Origin of the sequence: Streptomyces carminius (assembly GCF_002794255.1) — a bacterium.
Lineage (GTDB): Bacteria > Actinomycetota > Actinomycetes > Streptomycetales > Streptomycetaceae > Streptomyces > Streptomyces carminius.
In genome coordinates this window covers 102,045-120,331 of sequence record NZ_PGGW01000011.1, presented here as the reverse complement: position 1 = coordinate 120,331, position 18,287 = coordinate 102,045, and the positions used below count along the sequence as shown (strand labels likewise).

Here is an 18,287-nt window from a genome sequence, read left to right as displayed (position 1 = left end):
CGGCGACAGGACGTGCGAGGAGAGGGACGAGATGGGCACAGCGGTGGACGGCGGCACGGGGACCGGTGGCGACGGGCTGCGGGTGGTGGTCCTGGGCGCCACCGGCAACGTGGGCACCTCCGTGGTGGAGCGGCTGGCCGCCGATCCGCACGTCGCCTCGGTACTGGGCCTCGCCCGCCGTACCCCCGGATGGAGTCCCGCGAAGACCGAGTGGGCGAGCGTGGACCTCGGCGGGGACGGCGGGGAGCATGGAGCGGACGGCGACGAGGACCGCGCCGGCCGGCTGGTCGAGGAGCGGCTGACCGATCTCTTCCGGGGCGCCGACGCCGTGGTGCACCTGGCCTGGCTGATCCAGCCGCTGCGCGATCCGCTGACCACCTGGCGCACCAACGTGCTGGGCACCGCCCGGGTGCTGCGCGCGGTGGTGGCGGCCGAGGTGCCCGCGCTGGTGTACGCGTCCTCGGTGGGCGCCTACTCCCCCGGTCCGAAGGACCGCGCCGTGGACGAGACCTGGCCGACCCACGGCGGCCGGCCGGACACCGCGTACTGCCGGGAGAAAGCGTACGTGGAGCGGCTGCTGGACGGCTTCGAGCACGACCGGCCCGAGGTGCGGGTCGTGCGGATGCGGCCCGGTTTCCTGTTCAAGGAGGCGGCGGCGAGCGAGCAGCGGCGGTTGTTCGCCGGTCCGCTGGTGCCCCAGCGGCTGCTACGGCCCGGTCTGGTGCCCGTGGTCCCGGACCTGCCGGGGCTGCGCTTCCAGGTGCTGCACACCGACGACGCCGCCGAGGCGTACCGGCTCGCGGTCACCCAGCCGGTGCACGGCGCCTTCAACCTGGCCGCCGACCCGGTGGTCGACGCCGAGGTGCTGGCCGGGGTGCTGGGCGCCCGGGTGGTGCGGCTGCCCCTGGGACCGGTGCGGGCCGCGGTGACGGCCGCCTGGCGGCTGCGGCTGGCGCCCGCCTCGCCGGAACTGTTCGACGCGTTCCTGCGGCTGCCGCTGATGGACTGCGGCCGGGCCGGGCAGGAACTGGGCTGGGCGCCCCGGAGGTCGGCTGCCGAGACCTTCGGCGCGCTGCTGACCGGCATGCGGGAAGGGGTCGGCGGACCGACCCCGCCGCTGGTGTCCCGGATCCGGGGCGGACGGCTGGGCGAGCTCGCCACCGGGGTGGGCCGGCGGCCCTGACCGGCGGCCGGGGCCACCGGGGCGGGGGGCCGCCCCGGTCTGGCCGGACCGCGATCCGTCGGCCGCGCCCGTCCACCGGCGCCGCTCGGCGCGCCGCTCCGCAGCTGCCGCCCACGGACCGGCAGAGCCGGACACGAGCCGGACCCGGCGCCCCTGACCGGCGACCGGCAGCCGAACCCCTCGACCGGGCCGACCCGCCACCGGGACGGCCCGCGGCGATCACCGGTGCGTCCCGGCGCGCCACTCCCGCGGCCGCAGCCCGCGGCCCACATCCGGGCCGGACGTGGGCCGGCCCCGGTGCCACGACAGGCAGCAGGCGAAACCCCGGCGCGCCGCCGGCCGGGATGTGGAAGCGGGCCGACGGCACGGCGGCATCACCGGTGTCCCGGGGGCGAAGCGGACGGCCGGGTGAACCCGCCGGGACGGGCCGACGGCACGGCGGTACCCCGGCCGTCGGCCGTACGCACCCGCCGGAGCGGTCCGGCACGCTCCCGCGGCCGGGCCGGACACCCATGTCCGGGCCGGATACGAGCCGGACCGGCGGCCGGGGCCCGCGCGCTCGGCGCGGCGGACCCGCCACCGGGCTGGCCCCGGTCCGGCCGGGACCCGGCCGTCAGCCGGAGGTGCCCGCCGGTTCGGCCCGCAGGGCCGCCACCACCTCGTCGGCCAGGTCGTGCCCGTCGCGCCCGTGGCGGCGCTGGAGGGCCCGCCGCCGCCGGGCCGCGGCCCGGCCCGGTCCCAGGCACCACCGCCACCAGTGGTCCAGTTCCTCCTCCGTGAGCCGTTCGGCCGGTATCAGGGCGGGCCACCGGTGCACCCGCGCCTGGGCCGTCACCTTCGCGCCGCCCGCCACCGGGTCCACGGCCAGTGCCGGTACCCCCGCGCGCAGCGCGAGGACCAGGCCGTGCAGCCGGTCGGTGACCACCACGTCGAGCCGGGCGAGGACGGACTGGAGCTGGGCGGGGGTGCCGCACAGCCGCCAGTCGTCGCGGGCCAGCCGGGTGTCCAGCTCCAGCCGGGCGCAGTCGGTACCGGCCAGCCAGCCGGTCACCCGGCGGGCCACCTCCTCGTGGCGGCGGCGCGGCCCGTACTCCCCCTGCCCGTGGGTGAGGACCACCCCGGCCACCGGGACCGCGGGCGTCCCGGGCGCGGCGGCGGCCAGGTCGGCGGCCGGTGCCGTGCCGGGGGCGTCGCGCGCCAGTACGCGGTGGAAGCCCGTCACGGCCGGGTCGTCCGGGTCGGGGACGGACACCCCCACGGCGAGGCGTGCGCAGTGGGGGTAGCGCTCGTGGAGGGCGGCGACCTGGGAGCCGTGCAGGGGGCCGCAGAGGAAGACCACATGGCTGTACCGCTCGGGGGCGGCGTCCTCCAGGTGGAGCGCGTCCGGCCGGAAGCCCGGGCTCCAGGCGGTGTCGTACGGGATGCCGGCCCGGTCCAGGACCTCCTGGACACGGCGCAGCGCCAGTTCGTCGCCGGCGGTGACCTCGCCGTGCAGGAAGGTGAACCAGCCGGTGAGCAGGGCTCTCGGGTTCCGTGCGGCTGCCGCCGTTCTCACTGCTGTTGCCACCGTTTCCGCCGTGGTTGCCGTCTTCTCCCGTGTTTTCCGCGCCGCCGTCAGGGGACTCGGGGTCACAGTGCCACTGCGTAGGCGAGGAAGAACGCAGCGACAACGGCCCCCAGTACCAGCAGCAGGACCAGTGGCAGCGGCCCCCAGCCGCTCGGCGTGTTGGCGTTCTGGTCGGGAGCCCCCGCGGGGGTGCTGCTCTCACCGGGCGGTGTCTCGCCCGGCGGCACCCCGCCGCCACCCTCGAGGCCCGGTGTCCGGCGGGGGTCGGGGTCCGGATGCGTGTTGTCCATGCCTCCCGAGTGCACGGCGAACCGCCCTCTTACACCAGCCGGAGGGCACCAATGAGCGATCCGGGCCGACCGGAGATGCCGGAGTAGAGAAGGAAGAGGTTGCTCGATGAACGGTGGACGTGACCGGCGCCGGGCCGTGGTGACCGGCGGGGCCGGCTTCCTCGGCTCGCACCTGTGCGAGAGGCTGCTGGACGACGGCCGCGAGGTGGTCGCCGTGGACAATCTGCTCTCGGGCACCGAGCGCAACCTCACCGGGCTGCTCGGCCGTCCGGGCTTCACCTTCCTGCGCCACGACGTGTGCGCCCCGGGCGCCCTGGCGGACCTGCCGGGCGGCCCCTTCGGCCTGGTGTTCCACCTGGCCTGCCCGGCCTCCCCCGCGGACTACCTGCGGCTGCCGCTGGAGACCCTGGAGACCGGCAGCAGCGGCACCCGCAACGCGCTGGAGCTCGCCGCCCGGGACGGCGCCCGGATGGTGCTGGCCTCCACCTCCGAGGTGTACGGCGACCCGCAGGTGCACCCGCAGCGCGAGGACTACTGGGGGCACGTCAACCCCGTCGGCCCGCGCAGCGTCTACGACGAGGCCAAGCGGTACGCCGAGGCGCTGGTCACCGCGCACCGGAACACCCGCGGCACCGATGCCGCGATCGTGCGGATCTTCAACTCCTACGGTCCCCGGATGCGGGCCGGGGACGGCCGCGCGGTGCCGACCTTCGTCCGGCAGGCACTGGCCGGCGAGCCGCTGACGGTGGCCGGGGACGGCAGCCAGACCCGTTCGCTGTGCTACGTGGACGACACGGTGGCGGGTGTCCTCGCGCTTGCGGAGAGTGACATCGACGGACCGGTCAACATCGGCGGCGAGGAGGAGACCACGGTCCTCGACATCGCCCGCCGGATCATCAAACTGACCGGCTCCGCGTCCCCGGTCGCCTTCGTCGAACGCCCCGGCGACGACCCCGCCCGGCGCTGCCCGGACACCACGCTGGCCAGGGAGAAGCTGGGCTGGGAGCCCCGGGTCGGCTGGCAGGAGGGCCTGGAGCGGACCATCGGCTGGTTCGCCCGCCGGGCCGGCGCCTGACCCCTCTCCACCCCTGCGGCGGAGGGCCCTCCGGGGCCCTCCGCCGTCACGTTCGGGAGTCAGTTCCCCCCTAAAGAGTCGATAAAAAAAGTTTGTCCCAACTGCTGACGGTAACCACGGAGGCCATCGCTCCCGCACCGGGCGGGAGCCGCCAGGGCCAGCCGGGACCGACACACGGAGGACTCCCCTTATGCGCATCCTCGGCATCAACGCCGTCTTCCACGACCCGGCGGCGGCGCTCGTGATCGACGGCCGGACGGTCGCGGCGGCGGAGGAGGAACGGTTCAGCCGCCGCAAGCACGGCAAGCGTCCGGTGCCCTTCTCCGCCTGGGAGATGCCCGGGCTCTCCGCCGCCTGGTGCCTGCGGCAGGCCGGGCTGACCCCCGCCGACCTGGACGCCGTCGCCTACTCCTTCGACCCGGCCCTGACCGAACCCGCCGAGTCCCTCGGCCTGAACGACCCCTGGGACCACCTGCGCCGGGAGTACGCCCGGCTCGCCCCGTCCTTCCTGGCCGAGGCGCTGCCGGGCCTGGACCCGTCCATCGTCCGCTTCGTGCCCCACCACGTGGCGCACGCCGCCTCCGCCGGGATCGCCGGACCGCGCCGCGACACCGCGGTGCTGGTGCTCGACGGGCGCGGCGAGGCCGCCTCGCACCTGTCCGGGCGCTACCACGGCGACCAGCTCCAGGTGCTGTCCTCCCAGCGGCTGCCCCACTCGCTCGGCCTGGTCTACGAGGAGCTGACCGAGCACCTGGGCTTCCTGCGCTCCTCGGACGAGTACAAGGTGATGGCGCTGGCCTCCTACGGCAAGCCGCGCTTCCTGCCCGAACTGCGCCGGTGGGTGCACTCCACCGGCGACGGCGGCTTCCGGGCGCACGGGGTGGAGTGGGCCGCGCTGGCCCCGGCCCGCAAACCGGGCACCGAGTGGACCCAGGACCACGCCGACCTGGCCGCCAGCGCCCAGGAGGTGCTGGAGGAGGCGCTGCTGGACCTGGTGAGCTGGCTGCACGCCGAGGGCGGCGGCGAGGAGCTGACCATGGCCGGCGGCGTCGCCCTCAACTGCGTGGCCAACTCCCGGATCGCCGCCGAGGGCCCCTACCGCCGGGTGTGGGTGCAGCCGGCCGCCGGGGACGCGGGCACCGCGCTGGGCGCGGCCCTGCACGTGGCCGCCGCCGAGGGCCTCTCCCCGGCGCCGATGCCCGGCGCCGACCTGGGCCGCGGCTGGTCGGAGACGGAGATCGAGGGCTTCCTGAAGGAGGCCGCCGTCCCCTACGAGCGGCCCGCCGACATCGCCGAAACGGTCGCCGGGACGCTGGCCGACGACGGGATCGTCGCCTGGTTCCAGGGCCGCAGCGAGTACGGCCCGCGGGCGCTGGGCCACCGCTCGCTGCTGGCCCACCCCGGCCGGGCGGAGAACCTGGACCGGCTCAACCGGGTGAAGGGACGCGAGGAGTTCCGCCCGGTGGCCCCCATGGTCGCCGAGCACCGCGCCGCCGAGATCTTCGACGGTCCGGTCCCCAGCCCGTACATGCTGTTCGTGCACGAGGTGGCCCGGCAGTGGCGGGACCGCATCCCGGCCGTGGTGCACGTGGACGGCACCGCCCGCGTCCAGACCGTCGCGCCGGAGGACGAGCCGCTGGTGGCCCGGATGCTGGACGCCTTCGAACGGCGCACCGGACTGCCCGTGGTGGTCAACACCAGTCTCAACACCGCCGGACGGCCGATGGTGGACACCCCGCGCGACGCGCTGGAGTGCTTCGGCTCCTCGCCCGTGGACCTGCTGGCCATCGGCCCGTTCGCCGTCCGCCGCGGGAGGTTCTTCGCATGACCGGATCCAACCGGGCGGCGGCCGGCTACTCGGTGGTCATACCCACCGTCGGGCGCCCCTGTCTGACCGACTGCCTCGCCTCGCTCGCCGGGTCGCTCGGCCCCGAGCCGCGCGAGATCGTGCTCGTGGACGACCGGCCGCAGCCCGAGCCGCTCCGCGACGACCTGCCGCTGGACGCACTCGGGCCGCTGCGGGAGCGCGCCGTCGTGGTGCAGACCGGCGGGCGCGGTCCGGCCGGCGCCCGCAACGCCGGCTGGCGGCTGGTCACCGCCCCCTGGGTGGCCTTCCTCGACGACGACGTACGGGTCGGCGCCCGCTGGTGCGAGGACCTGGCCCGCGATCTGGGCGAGGCCGACCCCACCGTCGCCGGGGTGCAGGGCGCCCTGGACGTGCCGCTGCCCACCGGGCGGCGCCCCACCGACTGGGAGCGCAACACCGCCGGGCTGGCCCGTGCCCAGTGGGCGACGGCCGACATGGCCTACCGCACCGAGGCGCTCAAGGCCGTCGGCGGCTTCGACGAACGCTTCCCCCGCGCCTTCCGCGAGGACGCCGACCTGGCGCTGCGGGTGCTGGACGACGGCTGGCGCATCCGGCGCGGCAGCCGGCTGACCACCCACCCGGTACGGCCCGCGGACCGCTGGGTGTCGCTGCGCATGCAGCGCGGCAACGCCGACGACGCGCTGATGCTGCGGCTGCACGGCCCCACCTGGTGGCAGCGGGCCGCCGCGCCGAAAGGCCGGATCCGCCGCCACACGGCGACCGCCGCCGCCGGTGCCGCGGCGCTCGTCCTGGCCGCCGCCGGACGGCGGCGGGCCGCCGCGCTGGCCGGGGCGGGCTGGCTGCTGGGCACCGCCGAGTTCGCCCGGGCCCGGATCGCCCCCGGACCCCGGACCCGCGAGGAGGTGCTGGCCATGCTGGCGACCAGCGCGCTCATACCGCCGCTGGCGGCGTACCACCGGCTGGCCGGGACGCTGCGCCACCGCCGTGCCGCCCCCTGGGACGGCGCGGCCGCCGCGGCGGAGGGTCCGGCCCCGGAGGCCGTGCCGGAGACCGTACCGGAGGCCGGGACATGACGATGGTGCGCGCGGTGCTGCTGGACCGGGACGGCACCCTGGTCGAGGACGTCCCCTACAACGGCGACCCGGAACTGGTGCGCCCCATGCCGGGTGCCGTCGAGGCCATGGCCCTGCTGCGCTCCCGCGGGGTGCCGACCGCGGTGGTCACCAACCAGTCCGGCATCGCCCGCGGCCTGTTCGGCTGGGACGACATGGGCCGGGTGCACGCCCGGATCGACGAGCTGCTGGGCCCGGTGAACGTCTGGGCCGTCTGCCCGCACGGCCCCGGTGACGGCTGCGCCTGCCGCAAGCCCGCCCCCGGGCTGGTGCTGGACGCCGCCCGGCGGCTGGGCGTGACTCCCGCCGAGTGCGTGGTGATCGGCGACATCGGCGCGGACATGGGCGCGGCCCGGGCCGCGGGTGCCCGGGGCGTCCTCGTCCCCACCCCCGTGACGCTGCCCCGGGAGATCCGGGACGCCCCCTCGGTGGCCCCCGATCTGCTCACCGCGGTGCGCCGCTGTCTGGACGGCGGTACGGGCGACGACCCGGCCGGCGCCGCGGGCGCCCCGCACGGCGGCGCGGACCGCGCTCCGGCGCCCGTCCGCACCACCGCCCGCGCCCGCACCCGCGGTACCGGCGCCGCCCGTACCGCCGGTACCGCCCGGAGGCCGTCATGAGGGCGCTCGTCGCACGGCTGGACAGCTTCGGGGACGTGCTGCTGGCGGGCCCCGCGGTACGGGCCGTGGCGGCCCGCGCCGAGCGGGTGACGCTGCTGTGCGGCCCGCGCGGGGCGCCCGCCGGGCGGATGCTGCCCGGGGTGGACGAGGTCCTGGTCTGGGACGCCCCCTGGGTGGGCTTCGACCCGCCCCCCACCGACCGCGCGGACGTCGAGCGGGCGGTGGCCGAGATCGCCGGGCAGCGCTGCGAGGTCGCGCTGATCCTGGCCTCGGCCCACCAGAGCCCGCTGCCGACGGCGCTGGTGCTGCGGATGGCGGGGATCGCGCGCGTCGCCGCGGACAGCGTGCACTACCCCGGTTCGCTGCTGGACGTACGCCACAAACGGGACCCGCACGCCCACGAGGCCGAGGCGGCCCTCGCGCTGGCCGAGGCGGCGGGCTTCCCGCTGCCCGACGGCGACGACGGGCGGCTGCGGGTGCTGCCCCCGCCGCCCGCGGCGGGGCTGGCCGGGCCGCCGGGGTACGTCGTGCTGCACCCGGGAGCGAGCGTGCCCGCCCGCCGCTGGAGCCCCGAGCGGTCCGCCGAGGCGGTACGGGCCCTGGCCGCCGCCGGGCACCGGGTGGTGGTCACCGGAGTGCCCGAGGAGCGCGAACTGACCGCGTACGTGGCCGGCGACGACGCCCTCGACCTGGGCGGGCGCACCTCGCCCGCCGAACTGGCCGGGGTACTGGCCGGAGCGGCGGCCGTGGTCACCGGAAACACCGGACCGGCCCATCTGGCCGCCGCCGTGGGCGCCCCGGTGGTCTCGCTGTTCGCCCCGGTGGTCCCGGCCGAACGCTGGGCGCCGTTCCGGGTGCCGCTGGTGCTGCTGGGCGACCAGCGGGCCCCGTGCGCGGACAGCCGGGCCCGCGTCTGCCCCGTCCCCGGGCACCCCTGTCTGGACCGGGTGACCGCGCAGGACGTGGTCACCGCCGTGGAGAAGGTCTTCGCCGAAGGCGGACGACAGAGCACGGTCGCCGAGCGCGGCGGCCCGGAGGGAGGAGCCGCATGAGGATCCTGCTGTGGCACGTACACGGCTCCTGGACCACCGCGTTCGTCCAGGGCCCGCACACCTACCTGGTGCCCGTGACCCCCGACCGCGGCCCCGACGGGCTCGGCCGGGCCGTCACCTTCGACTGGCCCGGCAGCGTGGTGGAACTGACGCCCGAGGAGCTGCGGGAGACGGACGTCGACCTGGTGGTGCTCCAGCGGCCGCACGAGAGGGAACTGGCCGAGGAGTGGCTGGGCGGCAGGCGGCCGGGCCGCGACGTCCCGGCCGTCTACCTGGAGCACAACGCGCCGGACGGGAACGTGCCCGACACCCGCCATCCGATGGCGGACGTCCCGGGCCTGACGATCGTCCACGTCACCCACTTCAACCGGCTGTTCTGGGACTGCGGCTCCTCCCCCACCGCCGTCGTCGAGCACGGGATCGTCGATCCCGGGCCGCTGTGGACCGGTGAGCTGGCGCGGGCGGCCGTGGTGGTCAACGAGCCGCTGCGGCGCGGCCGCACCACCGGCACCGACCTGCTGCCCCGGTTCGCCGCCGCGGCCCCGCTGGACGTCTTCGGGATGCGGACCGAGGGGCTGGCCGGGGAGCTGGGCGTCCCCGCGGACCGCTGCCGCTCGCAGGACCTGCCCCAGAGGGAGATGCACCGGGAGATGGCCAGGCGCCGGGTGTACGTGCACCCGATCCGCTGGACCTCGCTCGGCCTGTCCCTGCTGGAGGCCATGCACCTGGGCATGCCCGTGATCGCCCTCGACACCACCGAGGCGTCCGCGGCCGTGCCCGAGGGAGCCGGAGTCCTCTCCAACCGGCTCGACGTACTGACCGACGCCGTCCGCGGCTTCATCGCCGACCCCGCCTACGCGCGCCACGTCGGCGAGCAGGCCCGGACGGCCGCACTGGCCCGTTACGGGCTGCCGCGCTTCCTGGAGGACTGGGAGCGGCTGATCAAGGAGGTGGCCCGTTGAGGATCGCCATGGTGTCCGAGCACGCGAGTCCGCTCGCCCCGCTCGGCGGCCCCGACGCCGGGGGCCAGAACGTGTACGTCGCGCAGTTGTCGCGGGAGCTGGCCCGGCGGGGTCACACCGTCACCGTCCACACCCGCCGTGACAGCGCGGAACCGCCCGACCGGGTGGAGCTGTGCCCCGGTGTCACCGTCGAGCACGTGCCCGCCGGCCCGCCGCGCGCGGTGCCCAAGGACGAGCTGCTGCCGCACATGTCCGCCTTCGGCGCCCACCTGGCGCGCCGGTGGGCCGAACGGCCGCCGGACGTGGCGCACGCGCACTTCTGGATGTCGGGGCTGGCGGCGCTGGACGGCGCCCGGGCCACGGGTGTCCCCGTCATCCAGACGTACCACGCCCTGGGCACCGTCAAGCGGCGCCACCAGGGCGCGGCCGACACCAGCCCGCCGGAGCGGATCGGGGCGGAGCGGCGGATCGGGCGCGAGTGCGACCGCGTCCTGGCCACCTGCACCGACGAGGTGTTCGAGCTGGGCGCCATGGGCGTGCCGCCGGAGCGGACCTCGGTGGTGCCGTGCGGGGTGGACACCGAGGAGTTCGGTCCCGCCGGGGACACCGCCGGTGCCCCGCCCCGGGGGCACGGCGGCGCGGCGCGGCCGGCGCACCGGCTGCTGGCGATCGGCCGGCTGGTGCCGCGCAAGGGCTTCGACCAGGCGATCGCCGCGCTGGCGGACGTCCCCGGCGCCGAACTGCTGATCGCCGGCGGCCCGGAGCCCGCGCTGCTGGACGACGACCCCGAGGCCCGGCGGCTGCGCGGGCTGGCGGAGGAGCTGGGGGTGGCGGAGCGGGTGCGGCTGCTGGGCGCCGTACCGCACGAGCGGATGCCCGCCCTGATCCGCGGTGCCGATCTGGTGCTGTCCACGCCGCGGTACGAGCCGTTCGGCATCGTCCCGCTGGAGGCCATGGCCTGCGGGGTGCCGGTCGTCGCCACCGGGGTCGGCGGCCATCTGGACTCGGTCGCCGACCGGGTGACCGGCCGTCTGGTGCCGCCCGGGGACCCCGGCGCGCTCGCCCGTGCCGTCAACGAACTGACCGGTTCGCCGGAACTGCTGCGGCGCTACGGCGCGGCCGGCCGGAAACGCGCCCTTGCCCGCTTCTCCTGGCGGCGGGTCGCCGACGGCGCTCAACAGGTGTACACCCAGGTGGCCTCGCGCCACCGTGTTCCGACGGGGGCGACCCGATGACGACACCCAGGACCGCGTCCAAGACCAGGGCCGCGGCCAAGAGCGCAGCCAAGAGCGCAGCCAAGAGCGCAGCCAAGACCACGGCCGGGGCCGCGGGCCGGGCGGGCGCTCCGGCGCCGCGCGGTACGGCCGCCCCGGAGGCGGCGGGTTCCGCGGGTCCGCTCAGCGGCCACTGCGACGACCTGCTGGAGGCGCTGGTGCGCTTCCGCGACGAGCAGGCCGACGCCGTCGGGGACTGGGGGCGGCGGCTGGCGGGGGTACTGGCCGGCGGCGGCCGGCTGCTGGCGGCCGGGAACGGCGGCAGCGCCGCCCAGGCCCAGCACCTGACCGCCGAGCTGGTCGGCCGCTACCGCGACGACCGCCCGCCGTTCTCCGCCATCGCCCTGCACGCCGACACCTCCTCCACCACCGCCATCGCCAACGACTACGGCGTGGACGAGCTGTTCGCCCGGCAGGTGCGGGCGCACGGCCGCAAGGGCGACGTGCTGGTGCTGCTGTCCACCAGCGGCGCCAGCGCCAACCTGCTGTCGGCCGCCGAGGCCGGGCGTGAGGCGGGCATGACGGTGTGGGCGCTCACCGGTCCCGCGCCCAACCCGCTGGCCGCGGGCGGCGACGAGGCGCTGTGCGTCCGCGCGGAGGCCACCGCCACGGTGCAGGAGCTTCATCTGGTGGCCGTGCACATGCTGTGCGCCGCCTTCGACGCCGCCCTGGAGGATCTGCCGGAAGGGGGGAATGCCGATGGCGCCGCCGAGGAGGCCTGATCCCGTTCCCGGCGTTTCCGGCGTTCCCGGCACCGCCGGGCCGTCCGCCGCCGCGCCGCTCGTCGTGGTCGGCGACGCCCTGCTGGACCGTGATCTGGTGGGCCGGGCCGAACGGATGGCGCCGGACGCCCCGGTGCCGGTGCTGGACGACTGCGAGGAGCGGCTGCGGCCGGGCGGTGCCGCCCTGGCCGCCTGTGCGGCCGCCCTCGGCGGCCGCCGGGTCACCCTGGTGACCGCGCTGGGCGAGGACCCGGCGAGCCGGCGGCTGCGCGAACTGCTGGACCCCTGGGTGACGGTGGTGGCACTGCCGCTGGCGGGCACCCTGTCGGAGAAGACCCGGGTGCTGGCCGGGAACCGTCCGGTGGTCCGGATGGACCGCGGGGACGGCCGGGCCGCCTCGGACGCCCCGGTCCCCGAGGAGGTCCGCGCGGCGCTCGCCGCGGCCCCCGCCCTGCTGGTCTCCGACTACGGGCGGGGCACCGCGGACGCCGTGCGCGCGCTGCTGGCCGAGCGGGCCGGACGCGTCCCGCTGGTGTGGGACCCGCATCCGCGCGGCCGGGAGCCGGTGCCCGGCACCCGGCTGGCGACCCCGACGGCGAAGGAGGCGAAGCTGTTCGCCGACCGGCTCGCCGGCGGCGGCCCCCGCCGTCCGCCGTCCGCGCCGGACGGCCGGCGGGGCGGGCCGGACGATCCGGAGAACCTGCACACCGCCGCCCGGCACGCCCGGCTGCTGGCCGACGCCTGGGGGGCGGGCTCGGTGTCCATCACCCTGGGCGAGCGGGGCGCGCTGCTGTCCTACGGGGACCACCCGCTGCTGGTGCCCGCCCCCGCCCGGCACAGCGGCGACTCCTGCGGCGCGGGCGACCAGTTCGCGGCGGCCGCCGCCGGACTGCTCGCCGACGGCGCGCTCCCCGAGACGGCCGTACGGGGCGCGGTGGCGGCCGCCACCGGCTACGTCGCGGCCGGGGGCGCGGGAGCGCTGTCCTTCCCCCGCCGTTCGGCGCCCCCGTCCCCGCCCGCACCGGAGGAGGACGCCGAACGGCTCGTGGCCCGGGTGCGGGCGGCGGGCGGCACGGTGGTGGCCACCGGCGGCTGCTTCGACCTGCTGCACGCCGGACACGTGGGGCTGCTCCAGGAGGCCCGCCGCACCGGCGACTGCCTGGTGGTCTGCCTCAACTCCGACGACTCGGTGCGGCGCCGCAAGGGACCGGGCCGTCCCATCAACCCGCTGGCCGACCGGGTCCGGGTGCTGCGCGCGCTGGAGTGCGTGGACGCGGTGGCGGTGTTCGACGAGGACACCCCCGAGGAGATCCTGGGGCGGCTCCGCCCGGACGTGTGGGTCAAGGGCGGCGACTACGCGCTCGCCGACCTGCCCGAGGCGAGGCTGGTGGAGAGCTGGGGCGGGCAGGCGGTGCTGCTGCCGTACCTGGACGGCCGCTCCAGCACCGGCATCGCGGAACGCGCGGCACTGGCCCGGAACTCCGCGTCCCGGCGCTCCGCGTCCCGGAACGGAGCCCGGTGAACGGCCCCGCCGAGCGGCCCGCGGGCCCGTCCGTGACCGGTTCGCCGGACGCCGCGCGCCGCGCGTACCGCCCCCGGGTGCTGGTGCTGCGCGCGCTCGGCCTGGGCGACCTGCTGGCCGGCGTGCCCGCGCTGCGGGCGCTGCGCCGGGCCTTCCCCGGGCACGAGACCGTGCTGGCCGCGCCCGCCGGGCTGGCGCCGCTGGTGGAGCGCACCGGTGCCGTGGACACCCTGCTGCCCGCCGCGGCGCCGGGCCGCGCCGTGCCGGAGGAGCTCGACTGGTCCGGCCCGCCGCCGGATATCGCCGTGGACCTGCACGGCAACGGCCCGGAGAGCATGCGCCCGCTGGAGAAGCTCGGGCCGGGCCGGCTGCTGGCCTTCGCCGCGCCCGACGGGCCGCCGTGGTACGCCCAGGAGCACGAACGGGACCGCTGGTGCCGCTTCCTGCGCTGCTACGGCATCCCCGCCGACCCGGCCGACCTGCGGCTGCCGCCCCCGGATCCCGCGGTGGAGCCGTCCCCCGCCCCCGGCGCGGTGCTGCTCCACCCGGGCGCCGGATCACCGTCGCGCTGCTGGCCCGTGGAGCGGTACGCGGCCGTCGCCCGGGAGCTGTGCCGGGCCGGGCACCGGGTGGCGGTCACCGGCGGACCGGACGAGCGGGAGCTGACGGCGCGGCTGGCGGAGCTGGCCGGGCTGCCCCCCGGCGGCGTTCACCGCCCGGCCTCCCTGGACGGGCTGGCCGCGCTGGTCGCCGACGCCTCGGCCGTGGTGAGCGGCGACACCGGCATCGCCCATCTGGCGGTGGCCCTGGGCATCCCGTCGGTCACCCTCTTCGGTCCGGTGGCGCCCCGGCTGTGGGGGCCGCCGCGCACCGAGCGCCACCGGGCGCTGTGGTACCCCGGCCCGCCGGGCGATCCGCACGCCCGCCGTCCCGATCCGCTGCTGCTGCGCATCCGGCCCGAGGAGGTGCTGGCTGCGCTGTCCCGTCTGCCGGAGGTGCGCACCGTATGACGGACTCGCCGATCGGCGTGGTCATCGCCACCCGCAACCGCGCCGACCGTCTCGCCCGGACCCTGCGGCGGCTGACGGAGCTGCCCGAGCGTCCCCGGGTGCTGGTGGTCGACAACGGCTCCACCGACCACACCCGGACCATGGTCCCGGTGCTGTTCCCCCAGGTGCGGCTGCTGGCGCTGGCCGCCAACCGGGGGGCGTCCGCCCGCAACCGGGGGGTCGCCGAGCTGGACACCCCTTACGTGGCCTTCAGCGACGACGACTCCTGGTGGGAGCCGGGCTCGCTGGCGAGGGCCGCCGAACTGCTGGCGGCGCATCCCCGGCTGGGCCTGGTGGCCGCCCGCACCCTGGTGGGGCCCGAGCAGGAACCCGACCCGCTCAACGAGGTCATGGCCGCCTCCCCGCTGGGGCCGGCCGGGGATCTGCCCGGTCCCCAGGTGCTGGGCTTCCTCGCCTGCGCCTCGGTGGTGCGCCGGAAGGCGTTCCTGGACGCCGGGGGGTTCCATCCGCTGCTGTTCATCGGAGCCGAGGAGACCCTGCTGGCGTACGACCTGTCCGCCCGCGGCTGGGGGGTCAGCCACTGCCCCGAGGTCGTCGCCCACCACCATCCCGACCCGGCGCCGCGCTCCGGGCGCGGCGCGCTGCAGCTCCGCAACGAGCTGCTGACCTGCTGGCTGCGCCGCCCGCTGCCGCTGGCCGCGCGCCGCACCCTCGCGCTGGCCGACCGGGCCCGCCGCGACCCGGTGGCCCGGGAGGCCCTGCGCGGCGCGCTGGCCCGGCTGCCCGTGGCGCTGCGCGCCCGCCGGCCACTGCCGCCGTACGTCGAGGAAGCCGCCCGTCTGCTGGAAGGACAGCCCGTCCCGTGACCTCCGAGCCCACCGCGAAGCCCCTGCCCTCCGAGGTGCCCGGGACGCCCGGGACGCCGGAGACCGCCCCCGCCCCGGACACCGCCGGGGCGTCCGGCCCCGACCCCCGGGTCTCGGTCGTGGTGATCACCCACAACCGGCGCGCGGAACTGCTGCACACCCTCGGCCGGCTGGCCCGGCTCCCCGAGCGGCCCGCCGTGTTCGTCGTCGACAACGCCTCCACGGACGGGACCTGCGAGACCGTGGCCCGCGTCCATCCGTGGGTGCGGCTGCTGCGGGCGGAGCGGAACCTGGGGGCGGTGGGCCGCAACGTGGCGGTGGCCCGGGTCACCACCCCCTATGTGGCCTTCTGCGACGACGACTCCTGGTGGGAGCCGGGCTCGCTGGCCGCGGCGGCCGACCTGCTGGACCGGCACCCGGACCTGGCGGCGGTCACGGCACGCATCGTGGTGGAACCGGAGGGCACCGAGGACCCGATCGTCGCCGAGCTGCGCGACTCCCCGCTGTCCGGCCCCGACTGGCTGCCCGGCCCGGCGCTGGGCTCCTTCCTCGCCGCCGCGACGGTACTGCGCACCGACGCGTTCCGCACGGCGGGCGGCTTCTCGCCCCGGCTGTGGCTGGGCGGCGAGGAGGAACTGCTGGCCACCGATCTGGCGGTACGGGGCTGGTGGCTGGCCTACGCCGGGGAGCTGACGGTCCACCACGCGCCCTCGGCCGCCCGGGACGCCACGGGGCGCCGGGTGGACGGACTGCGGAACACGCTGTGGTTCACCTGGCTGCGCCGCCCGCTGTCCGCGGCGCTGCGCCGTACCTGGTACCTGGCCCGTACGGTGCCGCGCGACGCGGCCTCGGCGCGGGCGTTCGGGCGGGCGCTGGCGGGTCTGCCCTGGGTGCTGCGCGAGCGCCGGGTGGTGCCTGCGGAGGTCGAGGGGCGGCTGCGGCTGCTGGAGACGGAGCAGCGCCGTTCCAACGCCCGCCGGTACGTGGGCTGATACATGGGCTGATACGTGGGCCGATCGGCCGCGGGGCCGCCGCCGCGGGCCGGGCTCCGCCGCGGCCGGAACGCGGAGGAGCCCGTGCTCCGCGCGGAGTCCCCGCCGCTCGGTGGCGGGCCGGCGCGGACGGTGCTGCCGCCGGCGGTGGTCCGCGCGTTCCCCGTCGGCGTGGCCCTCTCCCCGGCGCGGTCACGGCCACCGTGCCCCGCGGCCGCCGGCGGCCGCGCGGACCGCCGACCGCACGGACCGCCCCGACGCTCCCGCCGAGGGGCGTCGGGAGCGTCGGGGCGGGTGCCGGCGGACCGGCGGGTCAGGAGCTCAGGAGCGCGCCTGGCGGGTCCTGGAGCGGTTGGCCTTGCGGATGGCCCGCAGGAGTTCGTCCTTCGTCATCCGGGAACGGCCGTTGATGTCCAGCCGCTGGGCGATGGAGTACAGATGCTCCTTGCTGGCGTTCTCGTCGACGCCCTCACCGCTGTGTCCGCCCTTCCCGCGCGGAGTGGCGGCCCGCTCGTCGGACGGGCCCTTGCGGCCGCCCTCCTTGCGCTCCCAGTGGTCGCCCACCTTCTCGTACTTGTGCTTGAGGGCGCCGTAGGCGGTCTGATGGGCGCGGCGGCCCTCGCCGTACTCCTTGACCGCGGAGTCATGGGCCTTGATCCAGGTGCGCTGCGCCTCCTCCGGGGAGCGCTCCAGGGTCGAGGGGAGCTCCTTCCGTCCCGGCACGTCTCTCACCTCCGTTTGGTCGGATTCGTAACGCGTGCCCGATACGCCGTCCGGAAAACGGCAGGTGTCGGCGCCCCTCCGGGCGGTCACCCGCCCGGGAGGAGGACCGGGAGACCCGGAAAAGACCGGAAGAGAACCAGAGGAACCAGAGGAACCAGAGGAGAGGTGCCCACCATGCGCTACGAGGAACTCACCGGCCAGGTCCAGGCGCACGCGGGCCTGCCCGACCGGCAGGCGGCGGAACGCGCGCTGCGGGCCACCCTGGAGACGCTGGCCGAACGCGTGCCGGACGGGGTGGCCGACCATCTCGCCGCCCAGCTCCCCACGGAGGCGGCGGAGCCCCTGCGCGAAGTGGTGGCCGGGCACGAGGCGTCCCCGCGGCAGCGGACCGAGTCCCGCACCCGCGGCGAACCGTTCGACCTGACCGCCTTCGCCGGACGGGTCGCCTGGCGGTCCCGGTCCTCGGAGGACGTCGCGATACGGGAGGCGACGGCGGTGCTGGAAGTGCTGGACGCGGCGGTCTCCCCCGAACTGATGCTCAAGGTCTGCCATGTCCTGCCGCCGGACATCCGCCGGCTGCTGCCCACCGCCCGCGCCACGGAGGACTGACATCACGGAGAACCGGCATCCGGCCACGGAAGCCCTCCGGAGGGAGCGCCTCCGGAGGCGGGCGCCCGTCGAGGGCCCCGCGGACCTCACGGACACCGCGGGCCGGACCGCCGACGCGGTGACCGGGAGGGTTCGCCGGAAAGCCGACGGCATCCGCGCCCGGTCCCGGCGCCTCCCCGGGCCCCGGTCTCCGAGGGCCTGGGTGTCCCCAGGCCCTCGGAGGCCGCAGGCAGTGTCCTGCCCGGGGAGGCTCCCGGCCGACGCGGCGAGCGGGGCGAACCTCGGCCGACGCGCCCCGGCAGCCCGGTACGAGGTGCCCCCGCGGCGCGGGGGCACCTCGTACCGGGCTGCCGGGAAAGCACCGCGATGTTTCCCGGGGCCGGCGGCCCCGGGAAACATCGCGAGCCGGGGAGCCTCCCCGGTCACCGCCTCAGCGGAAGCGGTTGCCCACCGGCCTGGCGGGCTGGTCGGGGGTGCCGTGCGGCGGCGGGTTGTACGGTTCCGGCGAGGTCGCCGGGCTGACGGGGGAGCCACCGGGCTCGCCCTTGGGGCCGGAGGGCGGCACGCTGCTGCCGGGAGACTGCGGGCTGCCCTCCTCCAGCTGGTGGAGACGGGCCGTCAGCACCGCGGTCACATGGGCGCGGTCCGCATGTTCGCGTTCGTAATGGAGCAGTCGTTCCAGAGCCTCATGCGGAAGGGACCGGACGCGGTGCTCCAGTTCGCCCACGGACAGATGGTCGTAGTCGGGCAAGGGGAGTTCGCTGTGGTCGTTGGTGCTCATTCCCGCCGGGTATCCCCGACGGTCGGCGAAAAACACAGCCGTCCCCGCGATTAACCGGACGGAAGAACCGGGGCAAGCTATACGTAGCGGGTTGCGACC

The 18,287-nt window shown here is 76.9% G+C and carries 18 protein-coding genes; 14 read left to right on the top strand and 4 right to left on the bottom strand.

All coding sequences use genetic code 11. The annotated features are described in order from the left end of the window. Nucleotides 1-31 precede the first annotated feature (31 nt). Entirely contained in the window at nt 32-1,183 is a 1,152-nt protein-coding gene (locus CUT44_RS03485) for an NAD-dependent epimerase/dehydratase family protein (RefSeq protein ID WP_100200625.1), read from the top strand. A 613-nt stretch (nt 1,184-1,796) separates the two neighbouring features. Here CUT44_RS03485 and CUT44_RS03480 read toward each other — a convergent pair. Together CUT44_RS03480 and CUT44_RS03475 are read right to left on the bottom strand one after the other, a co-directional pair. Further along, nucleotides 1,797-2,738, bottom strand: coding sequence for a polysaccharide pyruvyl transferase family protein (locus CUT44_RS03480; RefSeq protein ID WP_100200624.1), 942 nt, complete (start codon nt 2,736-2,738; stop codon nt 1,797-1,799). A gap of 74 nt (nt 2,739-2,812) precedes the next feature. Continuing rightward, complete coding sequence (locus CUT44_RS03475; RefSeq protein WP_100200623.1) at nt 2,813-3,040, bottom strand: DUF6480 family protein; 228 nt, start codon at nt 3,038-3,040, stop codon at nt 2,813-2,815. A gap of 106 nt (nt 3,041-3,146) precedes the next feature. Between CUT44_RS03475 and CUT44_RS03470 the strand changes: the two genes are divergently transcribed. The 12 genes from CUT44_RS03470 (at nt 3,147) to CUT44_RS03415 (ending at nt 16,075) form a co-directional block, all read left to right on the top strand. Next, nucleotides 3,147-4,115, top strand: coding sequence for an NAD-dependent epimerase/dehydratase family protein (locus CUT44_RS03470; protein ID WP_100200622.1), 969 nt, complete (start codon nt 3,147-3,149; stop codon nt 4,113-4,115). Nucleotides 4,116-4,305: 190 nt separating this feature from the next. Then, nucleotides 4,306-5,943 carry a carbamoyltransferase family protein gene (locus tag CUT44_RS03465; protein WP_100200621.1) on the top strand — a complete coding sequence of 546 codons (1,638 nt, stop codon included), beginning with the start codon at nt 4,306-4,308 and terminating at the stop codon, nt 5,941-5,943. Beyond that, a complete protein-coding gene (locus CUT44_RS03460; protein WP_100200620.1) occupies nt 5,940-7,016 on the top strand; it encodes a glycosyltransferase family 2 protein in 1,077 nt (358 codons plus the stop codon). The genes CUT44_RS03465 and CUT44_RS03460 overlap by 4 nt, the downstream gene beginning before the upstream one ends. Beyond that, nucleotides 7,013-7,675, top strand: a complete 663-nt coding sequence (locus CUT44_RS03455; protein ID WP_100200619.1) for a D-glycero-alpha-D-manno-heptose-1,7-bisphosphate 7-phosphatase — start codon at nt 7,013-7,015, stop codon at nt 7,673-7,675. The genes CUT44_RS03460 and CUT44_RS03455 overlap by 4 nt, the downstream gene beginning before the upstream one ends. Next, a complete protein-coding gene (locus CUT44_RS03450) occupies nt 7,672-8,727 on the top strand; it encodes a glycosyltransferase family 9 protein (protein ID WP_100200618.1) in 1,056 nt (351 codons plus the stop codon). Before CUT44_RS03455 ends, CUT44_RS03450 begins: the two co-directional genes overlap by 4 nt. Further along, nucleotides 8,724-9,689, top strand: a complete 966-nt coding sequence (locus CUT44_RS03445; protein ID WP_100200617.1) for a glycosyltransferase — start codon at nt 8,724-8,726, stop codon at nt 9,687-9,689. The genes CUT44_RS03450 and CUT44_RS03445 overlap by 4 nt, the downstream gene beginning before the upstream one ends. Then, nucleotides 9,686-10,924, top strand: coding sequence for a glycosyltransferase (locus CUT44_RS03440; RefSeq protein ID WP_100200616.1), 1,239 nt, complete (start codon nt 9,686-9,688; stop codon nt 10,922-10,924). The genes CUT44_RS03445 and CUT44_RS03440 overlap by 4 nt, the downstream gene beginning before the upstream one ends. Further along, the gene (locus CUT44_RS03435; protein WP_100200615.1) at nt 10,921-11,685 is read left to right on the top strand and encodes a D-sedoheptulose-7-phosphate isomerase; all 765 of its coding nucleotides are present in this window, start codon (nt 10,921-10,923) and stop codon (nt 11,683-11,685) included. The genes CUT44_RS03440 and CUT44_RS03435 overlap by 4 nt, the downstream gene beginning before the upstream one ends. Continuing rightward, nucleotides 11,663-13,207, top strand: coding sequence for a D-glycero-beta-D-manno-heptose 1-phosphate adenylyltransferase (gene rfaE2 / locus CUT44_RS03430; protein ID WP_100200821.1), 1,545 nt, complete (start codon nt 11,663-11,665; stop codon nt 13,205-13,207). The genes CUT44_RS03435 and rfaE2 overlap by 23 nt, the downstream gene beginning before the upstream one ends. Then, entirely contained in the window at nt 13,204-14,217 is a 1,014-nt protein-coding gene (locus CUT44_RS03425; RefSeq protein WP_100200614.1) for a glycosyltransferase family 9 protein, read from the top strand. The genes rfaE2 and CUT44_RS03425 overlap by 4 nt, the downstream gene beginning before the upstream one ends. Beyond that, nucleotides 14,214-15,083 carry a glycosyltransferase family 2 protein gene (locus CUT44_RS03420; RefSeq protein WP_100200613.1) on the top strand — a complete coding sequence of 290 codons (870 nt, stop codon included), beginning with the start codon at nt 14,214-14,216 and terminating at the stop codon, nt 15,081-15,083. The genes CUT44_RS03425 and CUT44_RS03420 overlap by 4 nt, the downstream gene beginning before the upstream one ends. Nucleotides 15,084-15,118: 35 nt before the next feature. Next, a complete protein-coding gene (locus CUT44_RS03415; RefSeq protein ID WP_100200820.1) occupies nt 15,119-16,075 on the top strand; it encodes a glycosyltransferase family 2 protein in 957 nt (318 codons plus the stop codon). 321 nt (nt 16,076-16,396) lie between these two features. Here CUT44_RS03415 and CUT44_RS03410 read toward each other — a convergent pair whose 3' ends face one another. Then, nucleotides 16,397-16,798, bottom strand: coding sequence for a ChaB family protein (locus tag CUT44_RS03410; RefSeq protein ID WP_100200612.1), 402 nt, complete (start codon nt 16,796-16,798; stop codon nt 16,397-16,399). 174 nt (nt 16,799-16,972) lie between these two features. Between CUT44_RS03410 and CUT44_RS03405 the strand changes: the two genes are divergently transcribed. Further along, the gene (locus CUT44_RS03405) at nt 16,973-17,407 is read left to right on the top strand and encodes a DUF2267 domain-containing protein (RefSeq protein ID WP_100200611.1); all 435 of its coding nucleotides are present in this window, start codon (nt 16,973-16,975) and stop codon (nt 17,405-17,407) included. A 430-nt stretch (nt 17,408-17,837) separates the two neighbouring features. On the opposite strand, the gene CUT44_RS03400 is transcribed toward CUT44_RS03405, so the two are convergent. Continuing rightward, nucleotides 17,838-18,188 (bottom strand): hypothetical protein, encoded by a 351-nt coding sequence (locus tag CUT44_RS03400; protein WP_100200610.1) that lies wholly within the window; start codon nt 18,186-18,188, stop codon nt 17,838-17,840. Nucleotides 18,189-18,287 lie beyond the last annotated feature (99 nt).

Excerpts from the sequence above, each read along its gene's own strand:
- CUT44_RS03485 (WP_100200625.1), top strand. The coding sequence starts at position 32 with ATGGGCACAGCGGTGGACGGCGGCACGGGGACCGGTGGCGACGGGCTG.
- CUT44_RS03475 (WP_100200623.1), bottom strand. The coding sequence starts at position 3,040 with ATGGACAACACGCATCCGGACCCCGACCCCCGCCGGACACCGGGCCTC.
- CUT44_RS03470 (WP_100200622.1), top strand. The coding sequence starts at position 3,147 with ATGAACGGTGGACGTGACCGGCGCCGGGCCGTGGTGACCGGCGGGGCC.
- CUT44_RS03465 (WP_100200621.1), top strand. The coding sequence starts at position 4,306 with ATGCGCATCCTCGGCATCAACGCCGTCTTCCACGACCCGGCGGCGGCG.
- CUT44_RS03460 (WP_100200620.1), top strand. The coding sequence starts at position 5,940 with ATGACCGGATCCAACCGGGCGGCGGCCGGCTACTCGGTGGTCATACCC.
- CUT44_RS03455 (WP_100200619.1), top strand. The coding sequence starts at position 7,013 with ATGACGATGGTGCGCGCGGTGCTGCTGGACCGGGACGGCACCCTGGTC.
- CUT44_RS03450 (WP_100200618.1), top strand. The coding sequence starts at position 7,672 with ATGAGGGCGCTCGTCGCACGGCTGGACAGCTTCGGGGACGTGCTGCTG.
- CUT44_RS03445 (WP_100200617.1), top strand. The coding sequence starts at position 8,724 with ATGAGGATCCTGCTGTGGCACGTACACGGCTCCTGGACCACCGCGTTC.
- CUT44_RS03435 (WP_100200615.1), top strand. The coding sequence starts at position 10,921 with ATGACGACACCCAGGACCGCGTCCAAGACCAGGGCCGCGGCCAAGAGC.
- rfaE2 (WP_100200821.1), top strand. The coding sequence starts at position 11,663 with ATGGCGCCGCCGAGGAGGCCTGATCCCGTTCCCGGCGTTTCCGGCGTT.
- CUT44_RS03420 (WP_100200613.1), top strand. The coding sequence starts at position 14,214 with ATGACGGACTCGCCGATCGGCGTGGTCATCGCCACCCGCAACCGCGCC.
- CUT44_RS03405 (WP_100200611.1), top strand. The coding sequence starts at position 16,973 with ATGCGCTACGAGGAACTCACCGGCCAGGTCCAGGCGCACGCGGGCCTG.
- CUT44_RS03400 (WP_100200610.1), bottom strand. The coding sequence starts at position 18,188 with ATGAGCACCAACGACCACAGCGAACTCCCCTTGCCCGACTACGACCAT.